This window comes from Aliiroseovarius marinus, assembly GCF_050881025.1.
GTDB lineage: Bacteria > Pseudomonadota > Alphaproteobacteria > Rhodobacterales > Rhodobacteraceae > Aliiroseovarius > Aliiroseovarius marinus_A.
Map to the genome: position 1 here is coordinate 108,829 of NZ_JBNNXQ010000002.1, position 12,589 is coordinate 121,417.

At 59.8% G+C, this 12,589-nt stretch carries 11 protein-coding genes and 1 tRNA gene; 2 read left to right on the forward strand and 10 right to left on the reverse strand.

Annotated elements, in window-relative coordinates; all coding sequences use genetic code 11:
* Positions 1 to 9: 9 nt before the first annotated feature.
* The 9 genes from napH to ACRY08_RS05950 all read right to left on the reverse strand — a co-directional run bounded on the left by napH (position 10) and on the right by ACRY08_RS05950 (position 9,134).
* Positions 10 to 933, reverse strand: a complete 924-nt coding sequence (napH, locus tag ACRY08_RS05910) for a quinol dehydrogenase ferredoxin subunit NapH (RefSeq protein WP_432448967.1) — start codon at positions 931 to 933, stop codon at positions 10 to 12.
* Complete coding sequence (gene napG, locus ACRY08_RS05915) at positions 930 to 1,796, reverse strand: ferredoxin-type protein NapG (RefSeq protein ID WP_432448968.1); 867 nt, start codon at positions 1,794 to 1,796, stop codon at positions 930 to 932. Before napG ends, napH begins: the two co-directional genes overlap by 4 nt.
* 26 nt (positions 1,797 to 1,822) lie before the next feature.
* Positions 1,823 to 4,324 carry a nitrate reductase catalytic subunit NapA gene (napA, locus tag ACRY08_RS05920; protein WP_432448969.1) on the reverse strand — a complete coding sequence of 834 codons (2,502 nt, stop codon included), beginning with the start codon at positions 4,322 to 4,324 and terminating at the stop codon, positions 1,823 to 1,825.
* 13 nt (positions 4,325 to 4,337) lie between these two features.
* The gene (locus tag ACRY08_RS05925) at positions 4,338 to 4,610 is read right to left on the reverse strand and encodes a chaperone NapD (protein ID WP_432448970.1); all 273 of its coding nucleotides are present in this window, start codon (positions 4,608 to 4,610) and stop codon (positions 4,338 to 4,340) included.
* Positions 4,607 to 5,107, reverse strand: a complete 501-nt coding sequence (napF, locus tag ACRY08_RS05930) for a ferredoxin-type protein NapF (protein WP_432448971.1) — start codon at positions 5,105 to 5,107, stop codon at positions 4,607 to 4,609. Before napF ends, ACRY08_RS05925 begins: the two co-directional genes overlap by 4 nt.
* Positions 5,108 to 5,463: 356 nt before the next feature.
* The gene (locus ACRY08_RS05935) at positions 5,464 to 6,588 is read right to left on the reverse strand and encodes an aminodeoxychorismate synthase component I (protein WP_432448972.1); all 1,125 of its coding nucleotides are present in this window, start codon (positions 6,586 to 6,588) and stop codon (positions 5,464 to 5,466) included.
* 84 nt (positions 6,589 to 6,672) lie between these two features.
* Positions 6,673 to 8,280: a hypothetical protein gene (locus ACRY08_RS05940; RefSeq protein ID WP_432448973.1), complete on the reverse strand. Its 1,608-nt coding sequence runs from the start codon at positions 8,278 to 8,280 to the stop codon at positions 6,673 to 6,675.
* A 116-nt stretch (positions 8,281 to 8,396) separates the two neighbouring features.
* Positions 8,397 to 8,849, reverse strand: a complete 453-nt coding sequence (rpiB, locus tag ACRY08_RS05945; protein ID WP_432448974.1) for a ribose 5-phosphate isomerase B — start codon at positions 8,847 to 8,849, stop codon at positions 8,397 to 8,399.
* Positions 8,850 to 9,044: 195 nt separating this feature from the next.
* Positions 9,045 to 9,134 (reverse strand) — tRNA-Ser (locus ACRY08_RS05950).
* Positions 9,135 to 9,364: 230 nt separating this feature from the next.
* Here ACRY08_RS05950 and ACRY08_RS05955 point away from each other — a divergent pair.
* Positions 9,365 to 10,600, forward strand: coding sequence for an aspartate kinase (locus tag ACRY08_RS05955; protein WP_432448975.1), 1,236 nt, complete (start codon positions 9,365 to 9,367; stop codon positions 10,598 to 10,600).
* A 50-nt stretch (positions 10,601 to 10,650) separates the two neighbouring features.
* Here the strand turns inward: ACRY08_RS05955 and ACRY08_RS05960 are convergent, their stop codons facing one another.
* Positions 10,651 to 11,556: a DMT family transporter gene (locus ACRY08_RS05960; RefSeq protein ID WP_432449606.1), complete on the reverse strand. Its 906-nt coding sequence runs from the start codon at positions 11,554 to 11,556 to the stop codon at positions 10,651 to 10,653.
* Positions 11,557 to 11,706: 150 nt separating this feature from the next.
* On the opposite strand from ACRY08_RS05960, the gene ACRY08_RS05965 reads away from it, so the two are divergent.
* On the forward strand, positions 11,707 to 12,579 hold the full coding sequence (locus tag ACRY08_RS05965; RefSeq protein ID WP_432448976.1) for a hypothetical protein: 873 nt from the start codon (positions 11,707 to 11,709) through the stop codon (positions 12,577 to 12,579).
* The last annotated feature ends 10 nt before the right edge of the window (positions 12,580 to 12,589 follow it).

Here is a 12,589-nt window from a genome sequence, read left to right on the forward strand (position 1 = left end):
GTATTTGTCTCAGGCCGCGCGACTGGCCTCGGGTTGACGGTGTTTGTTCCGGCGTGCCGCGCGGGCTGGCGCGGGGGTCTCATCGAACCGGGTGGTGAATTTAAAGACGTCGGGCGCGCAGACATCGATGCAGCGGCCGCAATTGGTGCAATCCGGCGACAGGATGATCGGCGTGTCCTCATCCGCGCCGCGAAGCGCGGGGGTGATCACCTGCATTTCCGGGCAAACGGCGAAGCAGTCCATGCAGTCGTCGCAATCCGCGCGTTTCACGGCGCTGACCCGAAGGATCGAGTGGGTGCCAAGCAGTCCATAGAATGCGCCGACCGGGCAGAGATGTCCGCACCAACCGCGCCGCGATACGACGAGGTCAAAAAGGAACACGGCAAGGACGAAGGTCCACGCGAACCCCATGCCGAAGATCAGACCCCGGTGCAGCATCGAGATCGGGTTCACGACCTCCCATGCGATGGTGCCGGTGAGCGCGGACACGGCAAGAACCATGCCCAGGACCCAAAAACGCGTGTTTTTCTTGGGCTGCCAGCCTTTTGACAGGCCCAGACGGTCGTGCAGCCAATGGGCGGCATCGGTCACAGGATTGATCGGGCAGACCCAGCTGCAATAGACGCGGCCACCGATTAGGGCGTAAGCCACGCCGACGATCAGCGCGCCAAGGATGGCGGTGGTTTCGGGCCAGTGTTGGGCGACGATGCCCTGCACCAGAACGAAGGGATCGGTGAGTGGTAATATGTCGAAGGTCAGCGATCCGGCCAGATTGCCCTTCACCCACCAGATGCCGAACCAAGGGCCAAGCAAGAAAAGGACAAGGAAACCCACTTGGGTCACACGCCGCAGGATCAGGAACCGGTGGGCCAGCCACCAGCCTTTTTCGTCAATAGCTTCGCGCCCGACAGGAAGGGTTGTGGATTGGCTCATTGCCCTGCCCCCCCTGTTCCTGGAAGTCCAAAGCTTGGCGTGAAACCACCATCCATCGAGGGATCAGGCAGGCCTTCAGGCAAGTATCCGCCGGGGGCGACAAGGTTATCGGTGCCCGGTCCGGGCAGGCGATCGGGCAGGTCGATCAGGTCATCCACCAGCGGGTTGCGATCTTCCCAGCCAAGTTTGTAGTGATCTGCGGCCTCGGCCATCGCGACACGGCGCGGCAGCACCTTGATCGCACTTTCGCCCGGCAACACGCAGGACTTCTCGCATTTGCCGCAGCCGGTGCAGTGATCCGAATGCACGATGGGCATGAAAATCGCATGGTGACCCGAGCGTTCGTTGTGACGCCGCTCCAGCGTGATCGCTTTGTCGATCACCGGGCAGACGCGATAGCACACGTCGCAGCGCAGACCGAGGGCATTGAGGCAATGTTCCTCGTCGATCAGCACGGCAAGGCCCATGTCGGCGTCGTCAATATTGGTCAGCCCGTGATCGAGCGCGCCGGTGGGGCACGCCACGACACAGGGAATGTCATCGCACATCTCGCAAGGCACGTCGCGGGCGGTAAAGAATGGGGTGCCGGTTGCGGGACCTTCGATCCCAAGCTCGGCCAGCTTCAGCGTGTCATAGGGACAATCGCGCGCACAAAGCCCGCAACGAATGCACGCCGCCAGAAAATCCTCCTCGGGCAAGGCGCCCGGGGGACGAATGGCTTGCGCAGGGAGAGCGCGCGCATCCGTTGCGAGTTTGCTCAGAGCCATGCCCGCCACCGCGCAAGCCCCCGCCGCCCGCGCCGCATCCTGAAGGAAGCGGCGACGGCTGGTCGGCGAGGTTTTGCGTTTCGGGGCGGCGGACATGGTGTTTGCTTTCTTCCGTTCAGCGCTTAGGCGCGTTCGACTTTACAGGCGCATTTCTTGAAGTCCGTTTCCTTGGAAATCGGGCAAGTTGCGTCCAGTGTCAGCTTGTTGGTCAGCTGGCCTTCGTCGAACCACGGCATGAACACGACACCACGCGGCATCTTGTTGCGGCCACGGGTTTCGACGCGCGACAGAACCTCGCCGCGACGGGTCGAGACCTGGATCTCTTGCCCGCGCTTCAGGCCACGATCCTTGGCGTCTTCGGGGTGCATGAACACCACGGCAGACGGGAAGGACCGGTGCAGTTCGGGCACGCGGCGGGTCATCGAGCCTGAATGCCAATGCTCCAACACGCGACCGGTGACAAACCACAGATCGTATTCAGCATCCGGGCTTTCAGCGGCGGGTTCGTAAGGCGCAAAGATGATGTTGGCCTTGCCATCGGGCTTGCCGTAGAACTTCACGCCCTCGCCTTCTTTCACGTAGGGGTCATAACCTTCGCGGAAGCGATAGAGCGTTTCCTTGCCGTCCACCACGGGCCAGCGCAGACCGCGGGCCTGGTGGTAGGTGTCGAAATCCGCCAGATCGTGCGCGTGGCCACGACCGAACTCGGCATATTCTTCGAACAGGCCTTTCTGCACGTAGAAGCCGAACTCTTTCGATTCCACGTTGTTGAAGCCTTCAGCCGTTTCCGAAAGCGGGTATTTGTTGACCTTGCCGTTTTCATAAAGCACTTCGAACAGTGTCTTGCCTTTCAGCTCTGGCATGGTGTCCAGAAGCTCGGCCGGCCAAACCTCGTCCGTGGTGAAGCGTTTTGAGAACTCCATCACCTGCCACACGTCCGACATGGCTTCGCCCGGTGCATCCACCTGCTGACGCCAAAACTGCGTGCGGCGTTCTGCGTTGCCATAAGCGCCTTCCTTCTCGACCCACATGGCGGTGGGCAGGATCAGGTCAGCGGACAGCGCGGTAACGGTCGGGTAAGGGTCAGACACGGTGATGAAGTTGTCAGGGTTGCGATAGCCCGGCAGCCCTTCTTCGTTCATGTTCGGCGCGGCCTGCATGTTGTTGGTGCACTGCACCCAGTGGCAGTTCAGGTCGCCGTCTTTCAGCTTGCGGTGCTGCAGCACGGCGTGGAAGCCGGGCTTGCCGGGGATGGTGCCTTTCGGAATGCCCCATGCTTTTTCGCAGATGTCGCGGTGCTCTTCTTTCATGACCACCATGTCAGCGGGCAGACGGTGAGCAAAGGTGCCCACTTCGCGCGCCGTACCACAGGCAGACGGCTGGCCGGTCAGCGAGAAGGGCGAGTTACCCGGTTCCGAGATTTTGCCCACCAGCAGGTGCACGTTGTACATGAGCGAGTTCACCCACGATCCACGTGTGTGCTGGTTGAAGCCCATGGTCCACAGGCTCATCACCTTGCGGTTCGGGTCGGCATATTGCTTGGCCAGCGCTTCCAGTTTCGCGACCGGAACGCCAGACAGCTCGGACACATATTCGGCGGTGTAAGGCGCAACCGCTTCTTTGTATTCCTCGAACGTCATGTCCGACAGTTTGCCGTGCGTGCCGTTGTGAGCGGGGTTTTCAGCGGCTTGTTCCAGAGCATGCTCGGGACGCAACCCGTAACCGATATCGGTGTTGGTGCGTTTGAAATGGGTGTTCTTCTCAACGAAGTCCCAGTTCACCGCATCATTTTCGATAATGTAGTTGGCGATGTAGTTCAGGATCGCCAGGTCGGTCTGCGGTGCGAAGATCATGCCGTTATCCGCCAGTTCAAACGAGCGGTGCTCGAAAGTCGACAGAACATGCACTTCTGCGCCCGGCTTGGTCAGGCGGGTGTCGGTCAGACGCGACCACAGGATCGGGTGCATCTCGGCCATGTTCGATCCCCAAAGGACAAACGTGTCGGCGTGTTCAAGGTCATCATAGCAGCCCATCGGCTCGTCGATGCCAAAGGTGCGGATGAACGAGGCCACCGCGGAGGCCATACAGTGACGCGCGTTCGGGTCGATGTTGTTTGACCGCAGACCGGCTTTCATGAACTTGGCAGCGGCATAGCCTTCCCAGACGGTCCACTGGCCAGAGCCAAACATGGACACGGCAGTCGGGCCTTTGTCCTTGATGGTCTGTTTCCACTTCTCGGCCATCACGTCGAAGGCTTCGTCCCAGCTGACCGGCTCGAAGTCGCCGTTTTTGTCATAAACGCCATTGGACTTGCGCAAAAGCGGCTGGGTCAGACGGTCCGATCCATACATGATCTTGGACAGGAAATAGCCCTTGATGCAGTTCAAACCACGGTTCACCGGGGCTTCCGGGTCGCCCTGGGTGGCCACAACGCGGCCATCTTTCACGCCCACAAGCACGGAACAACCGGTGCCGCAGAAGCGGCAAGCGGCTTTGTCCCAACGGATGTCAGGGGCTTTGGGTTGTGCGATTGCGCCATTGGGCAGCGTAATACCTGCGGCCGAGGCGGTCGCGGCGGCGGCGCTGGCCTTCAGGAATGAGCGGCGGGACGATTTCACGGTCATGTCTGGTCTCCCGTTAGTGTTTGGTCGGCGAAGGGGCGGCGGCGGGTTCGTCGTCGAGCTCTTCGAAATGGTGATAGGTAAGGGTTATGGTCAGAACGCCGGGGATCTGGTGCATCTCCATGATCTGGTCAGATGCGCGCATTTGGGTCGTGTCTTCGACAGTCACGACGATGCGTCCGTCTTCATGCGCATGCACTTCGCCGCCTTCGGTTGCGGCAATGGCCGTCATGACCTCGGCGGTCTTTTCCGGCATCGTGTGCACAAGGCAGCCACAAATGTTGATCATGAGCGAGCCTCCGTTTTGGGTTTGATCTGTTTGAACGAGATGGCGCCGACCGGGCAGGCCAGCGAGCAACCGCCACAGCCATTGCACAGGTCTTCGTCCAGCACAGGTTGCGCCCGGCCACCTGTCTGCAACTGGAACCCAATGGCGCGCTCGTCGCAGTGGTCTTCGCAGGTCCGGCAATTCACACCGTTCATCGACAAGCAGCTGGGTTCAACCGCGCCACGCCACAGAAATTCTCGTTCTGGCGACAGGGCGTCATAGCTGCAGGCATCCGTGCAAGCATGGCAGAAGGTACAGGCGCCCTTGGTGTAATCCAGAAACGGCAGCCCCTTTTCATCGACGCCGATGATCCCTTCGGGGCAGGCTTCCACGCAATCTTCGCATTGCTGACAGGCGTCGTGAAACGCCATCTCAGCCGCCGCACCGGGCGGGCGCTGGCGCAGGGTTTCATTCACCTGACCACGAAGAAAAGCACGTCTGGAAGGGGTGGAAGTCACTGTTGGCTCGCTGTGTTATTTGGCTTGCGCTTTCAGCGATACTCCTTTGCGGCCACCAACCTGTTGACATATGTCAAAGCGAGCCCTGTAAATTTTTCCTTGAAATACATATACTTACAAAATCGCATGTCTGAATTCATGAAAAAAATTCACGTAACCCGCCGAAAACCAACCCAGTTTCAAATCACGCCCGCCCGATGGTTTTCGGAAAGCACGCTGAAATACGCTGCCGTCGTGAGGTAAAAAATTTAACAGTGGAAGGAAATTTCTCAGACCACTGCGACGCAAACACCCGTCGCAGCTTTTTCGCAGCTAAAACGTTTCCATATTGGGTTGAATGAACGGGATGTGGAAACTCAGCTGGCCGTTACATTTAACCGCGCCGCATATTGCGCCTTCCACAGCGCCTCTTCGTATTCTGATGCGGCAGTGCTGTCATAAACCACACCGCCCCCGACATTCAGCGTCACCTGCCCGTCTTCCACGATAGGCGTGCGGATCGCCACGTTAAACTCAGAACGCCCGTCTGGCGCGGCCCACCCGATGGTGCCGCAATAGATATCGCGCGGGAGGTCTTCGAGCTCGGCGATGATCTCCATCGCGCGCAGTTTCGGGGCGCCGGTGATGGACCCGCAGGGATAAAGTGCGCGAAAAATATCACCAAGCCCTGTGTCGGGGCGCAGTTGCCCTTCGACCAAGGACACCATCTGATGCACGGTTTCATAGGTTTCCACGGTGAACAATTCCGGCACGCGTACCGAGCCCACGTCACAGATGCGCGATATGTCATTGCGCAAAAGGTCCACGATCATCAGGTTTTCAGCCTGATTTTTCTCGTCCGTTTTCAAAAACATCGCACGCGCGGCATCCTCAACCGGGTCCGCGCCGCGCGGCTGGGTGCCTTTCATCGGGCGGGTTTCGATGCGGCCCGAGGTGTCGGTGCGAAAGAACAGTTCGGGCGAGCGCGACAGGATCGCGGGCAGACCCGGCGCTTCGACCAGCACCCCGTGTTTGACCTGTTGCAACTGACAAAGTGCTGCATAGATTTCGGTGGGCGTGCCCGTGACACCGCCGCGGATCGGGAAGGTCAAATTGGCCTGATAGATATCGCCGGCACAGATGTAATCCCGCACCCGCACAAAGGCCTGCTCATAGCGCGCTGCATCCCAATCTGGCGTAAGATCATAGAAATGACCCTGCGGCGCAGGCAGGGCCGCTGCCGCTTCAGGCCCGTCATACAGCCCGAACTGCAAAAGCGGCAGGCGGCGACGTTCAGGCAACAGCGGCAGCAAACGTTCTTCCAGAACATAGCCCAGCTCATACGAAGCAAACCCCGCCAGCCACGCCCCCTGCCCGCGCGCGGCATTCAGCGCCTCAAGGGCTGCGGGCACCTCGTCAGGCGTCATGGCCCGGATCATCCCGGACGGGCGATCAAACGCCGCTGCCTCTCGCTGTGGGCCATGATCAAAACGCAGACGCATGGGGTTCCTCTTGCTCTCCCCCCCCTCCTACCGAGAAGTCAGGGGGAACGACAAGACGATTGCGACCTTTGGCGGTGCAAATGGCTATTGTAGCGCCGCCGCGCGCATCTGCGCATAAGATCGAAACCCCACCTGCTCGAAACTGCGGCTTAACGCGGCTTCAAACGCCCCAAGATCAATCTGACCACCACGTTTGATCGCATAAAGATGGCTCCAACCCGCGCCATATCGCGCCGCGACAAGGTCATAGCGGTTCGGGTTTTGGCGGATGTGGTCATAGACGGCAACCGGCGCGCGTGCGACGCGATCGAAAATCTCATGCACTGGGGGAAGATCGGCGGCCTCTACCGTCGAGATCAGGTCTGAGCCTGACAGGCGGCAATGGTCCAAATCATTTGGGCAGCCCGGCGTGATTGTCCCGGCCACATGCCAAAAGATCAGATCCGGGTCACGGGCAGAAATATAGCCAGCCGTCGCCCCGTTTTTCGCCGTCTCGGCCGTGTTCAACCCCACAAGGTCATAGGTTTCCCCCTCGAGCCAATAGGCCAGACGCCCTGCCTCGGTCAGTGCGATACGCGCGGTCGCGGGCACGGCGCTGCGCAGGTGGTAGGGAAAGCTGTTGATATAGTCATGGTTGGTCAACACGCCGACCAGCCGCATCGCCCGTGGGGCGTGATAGGCCAGATGAACCACCGCAAGGGCGGTGATCAGGATCGCGGGCCACGGGCCAGCGCGGCGGCTGAAACCGGACAGGCAGACCATTGCCCCCATCAAGACAACAACGCTCATCGGGGCCTGAAACCGCATGGCGATATTTTGACTTTGCGTGGCGAAGGTCAGCGCAAGAAACAGGGCAATCGGGCCGAGGCTGGCGATGATGAAACGGCGGCGTATCGCAGGCGCACGATAGAGTGCCCAACATGTCAGGCCCAGCAGAAGGACATTGACCTTCACCCAGCGCAAATTGTCGGCAAGTCCCGCAAGCGCCTGATCCGACGCGCTTTTTACGTAAAGCGGCAAAGGCAGAAGTGCCCCGAAATAGCTCATGCGCCAGATAAAATAGGCCAGCCCGATCCCCAAGGCCACCGCCATAGACATAAAGTAGCGCCGCCGATCTTCGCGCGCAATCAGAGGCAGGCAAGCCAAAGTGGCGACGACGCCGATGATCACGCCATCGGGGCGCACAAGTCCAATGAGGATCGACAAAAGCGGCACCGCGGCAAGCTGGCGACTGGGCAGGTTCAGGATCGCAGCCATAAGCGCGGCGATCAGCGCCGCATAAAGCCCGGCCGAAAAGCCCGCGACACTGGCCTGAGCGATAGAATATGCCGGCAGGAACAGAACCAACCCTAAAGGCACCCAAGCGGCAGCGCCCCGCCGCGCGGCTTCTTGGCACAGGATATGCGCGAGCAGCCAAAGTCCGGCTGCATTCAGAACGACACCACCCCAGGCTGCCGGAATGCCCAATGCGGCCAGCCCGGCCAGCGCCAGCATCCACAGAAAGTCAGTTGCACCTTCGGCGGCGGGACCGCCCTCGAAATAGGTGATCTCGCCAAACCGGGCCAGATTTTCTGAATAGATATGAAGGATATAGGCGTCTTCATGCGGGTGCCCGGTGATCAACACATATGCGCTGATCACGGTGAAGATCATGGCCGTCAGGCTGGGAGCAAGAAATGTTCGGGAAGGCACGCCGCGCAATCCTGAGTTGTGTTTCACACAACGCTAGAGTGTTCCGCGCGGGCTGGCAAGGCAGCGCAAGTGGCCCTGTGCCCTGCCCAGTCAACCTGCCCAGTCAATCTGTCCCGTCAAACGACTTCGATCGCCTTGATCATCTCAACGCGCGGGCCATGACGCCCGCCTTCGAACTCGGCGGCCAGGAAGGCATCAACGATGTCCAGCGCCTGCCCCATTCCGATCACACGCGCGCCCATCGCCAACATATTCGCATCATTGTGCTGGCGGATCATCCGAGCCGAAAACGTGTCCGAACAGACACCGCAGCGAATGCCTTTGACCTTGTTGGCCGCCATCATGATGCCCTGACCGGTGCCGCACAGCAGGATGCCCAGATCCGCCGCGCCAGAAGCAACCGCACGCGCAGCTTCTTCCCCGTGTTTGGGATAATGGGTGCTGTCCGTGGTCATCGGACCGATGTCTTCAACCACGTGGCCCTGCGCCGCAACATGGGCAGCAATGGCTTTGCGCATCTCGATATCCGCGTGATCGCTGGACAGGATAATCCGTTTGGCGTTGGTCATGGCAAAGCTCCCCGTGATTGGCAGGACAAACATCAGTGGTTGGCCCGTCTTTAGTGTGTTCCGCGCCGGTTCGCAAAGGATTCGGTCTCTTCAATGGCAACGGCCATGTACAGTCAACGTACTGACCCAAATAGTCGATGCCACGCGACAGAGCGGGGCGGGCACTTGGCCTATCCAGAATTGATCCGAAGAAAATGGCGGAGACGAAGGGATTCGAACCCTCGAGACGGTTTCCCGCCTACTCCCTTAGCAGGGGAGCGCCTTCGACCACTCGGCCACGTCTCCGTCGACCCGTTTATCCATCTCGAATTGCAGGGGCAAGAGTGAAAACGAAAAAATGGCCGCGAAGCGCAGAGTTGGTCACAATTTGCGCCAGAAACCTCCGCGCAACCCGGCCATTTCGGACATTTGCGTTTCGCGTCGAAATCCTGAGCTTTTCATCCACTCTTGCCCTTTGCCCCCACGCGCCCTAAACACGCCGAAACGTAAGATGACGAAGTGGGGATAAGCCCATCATGCCAATTCTGGTGATGAAATTCGGCGGCACATCGGTCGCCAATCTGGACCGGATCCACCGGGCCTCGAAACGCATCGCGCGCGAGGTGGCCAATGGCTATGACGTGATTGTCATTGTCTCGGCCATGTCGGGCAAAACTAACGAGCTGGTGGGCTGGGTGAACGAAACCTCGCCCATGTATGACGCGCGTGAATATGACGCCGTGGTCAGCTCGGGCGAACAGGTGACCGCGGGCCTGATGGCCCTGCGCCTGCAGGAAATGGACATCCCGGCACGCAGCTGGCAGGGCTGGCAGGTGCCGGTGAAAACCACCGGTGTGCATTCGGCCGCCCGGATCGAAGAAATTCCGTCCGACAACATCATGGCGAAGTTCGGCGAAGGCATGCGCGTCGCTGTCGTGGCGGGCTTTCAGGGGATCGCCGATGATGGCCGGATCACCACGCTGGGCCGTGGCGGATCGGACACCACCGCTGTCGCCTTTGCCGCGGCTTTCGATGCGGAACGCTGCGACATCTATACCGATGTGGACGGCGTCTATACGACCGACCCGCGCATCTCGGACAAGGCGCGCAAGCTGGATCGCATCGCGTTTGAGGAAATGCTGGAACTGGCATCGCTGGGTGCCAAGGTTCTGCAGACCCGCTCGGTCGAGCTGGCGATGCGCTATAAGGTGAAACTGCGGGTTCTGAGCAGTTTCGAGGAATATGACCCGGAAGCAGGCACATTGGTCTGCGACGAGGAGGATATCGTGGAAAGCAATGTAGTTTCTGGCGTCGCATACAGCCGCGACGAAGCGAAAATGACCCTGATCTCGGTGGCCGACCGCCCCGGCATCGCATCGGCCATCTTCACCCCGCTAGCGGATGCTGGCGTGAACGTGGATATGATCGTTCAGAACATCTCGGAAGAGGGTCGCACGGACATGACCTTCTCGTGCCCTGTCGATCAGGTGGCGCGGGCTGAAAAAGCCATGACGGACGCCAAATCCGCCGGTGACATCAACTTCCACGACATCGTGGCGGATCAGGATGTGGCCAAAGTGTCGATCGTGGGCATTGGCATGCGCAGCCAGGCCGGGATTGCCGCCAAGATGTTCGAGGTGCTGTCGAACGAGGGCATCAACATCAAGGTGATCACCACCTCTGAAATCAAGATTTCCGTCTTGATTGACCGCAAGTATCTGGAGCTGGCCGTGCAGGCGCTGCATGATGCGTTCGAGCTGGAAAAAGCCTGATACGCTCCGACATACAGATGAATAGGCCCGGCATTGCGACCGGGCCTTTTTTATGGCGTATGTGATTTTGCGGCGCGGCGAAACAGCCGCCCATCATTCACCGCAAAGCCAAGCGCGATGATGGCAAAGCCCAGCCAGGCCTCGGGGCCGATGCGTTCGTCCAGGAAGGTCGCCCCCAACGAGATGGCAAAGGGCGGAATCAGCAGCGTGACCAGCATCAGGTTCGCAGCCCCTGCCCTTGCTAGGATCGCGAAATAGAGCACATAAGCCAGAGCGGTCGACAGACTCGCAAGCCCTAAAAGCGCGCCCCAAGTTATGGGCGTCAGGTCCAGCGATGGCGCGCCATCCACCATCCAGACCACGGGCAGCATGATCAAAGCACTTGCGCTGACCATACCCAGCGCGTTCATCAAAGGCGGTTGCCCCGCCAGCATGACCCGCCCCCAGACACTGGCGAAGGCATAGGATAAGGCGGCGCCCATGATGGCCAGTTGCGCGAGGTTCGCGGGGTTGAACCCCGACAGGGCGTCTGGCCCCATGATCACAGCAACGCCGCAAAGCCCCAGGACGGCACCCGCCAGCTTGCGCGCCGTCAGCCGCTCGTCCGCCAAAAGCACCCCGGCCACCACCGCGCCGAACATCGCCGTGGTGCCATTCAGGATCGAGGCCAATCCGCTTTCAATCTGCACCTGCCCCCAGAAAATCAGCGAAAACGGGATGGCGTTGTTCAGCGCCCCCATGCCCAGATAACCCAGCAATATCCGTGGGTTGCGCGGCAAGGGGATGCGCTTCATCGCGACAATCAGCGCCAGAATAGGAATGGTCCAGACTACACGATGCAACGTGATGGTCAGGGGAGGCACCTCGCCCAGCGCGACCTCGGCAAAGAAGAACGACCCGCCCCAGACGGCGGCCAGGGCGATCAGCATGATCCAGGCTTTTCCATCCAATTGCATCTGCACGTTCCGATCCTCTGTTAACCCCAACAACACGCTAGCTTGCCCCACCGGGCAACCCAATCCGTTTCTTGCGCATGCCGCCTGTCCTGCAGCCAGATAGATTTCGTGCTATGATGGCATTTCGTCACAACAGAATTGGAGCACATCATGTCATATGCAGACACAGCCGGTTTCAAACGTTGGGCAAAGAGCAGACAGCGCGCATTTTTCGAGGGCATCTATGATCAGGTGAAGGGCGACATACTGGATGTCGATCAACCGGTCACCCTTCCAATCGACGCGGGCAGCGCGCCCTGGCGTCGATTTACCGTGACACTGATGGATTTCATGGTCATGGCGCAATACGTCTTTCCGGGCGGCGACGAGGACCCAAATTTCGTCGGAACTTACACGGTCAACAACACGCCGTTCGGCTTTGCCGTATCCCCCGGAGATATCGACACGGATCTGGGTAAGGTTTTTGGTCTGAACCACAAGGTTCTGACGATCGAGAACCTCGATATTGGCCCGGTCCAATCCAGCCTTTACGTCAAGGCGTTCGACACGTCAGACGTGTTGGTCAAGAAGTTCCTTGGGCATTTCCACACGGCGGCGACCTCGACCCTGAATGGCGTGACGGCCCCGCTGCCCTTTGGCAGCCAGGCGCAGGACATGGCAGCCGGGGTCATGGACAAGCTGGTCGACATGCTGGGATCGCCAACCCAAAAGGGTGGCCGCCCATATCTTTACACCACCAAGAAACGCATGTGGATCCGCCCGCCGGATCTGACCTATTGGCGCAAGTTCAAGTTCATCGCTTTTGTCGAGGATGATCCCGGCGACCCGGACCATCCTTACAAAGAGATCTACCTGACCCTTTGGAAGCTCGAGCTTGAAAGCCGGGAATCAATGGAGGGCAACCCCGGTGCCGCCACGCATAGTGCAGGCATGGTGCCGGTCAAGAAAACGACCGAGCCAGCGGCTGAAACCGAAACGCCCGAGGCCGAAACCCCCACGCCTGAAACGCCCGGGGGCAACTAGCCGCCCCTAG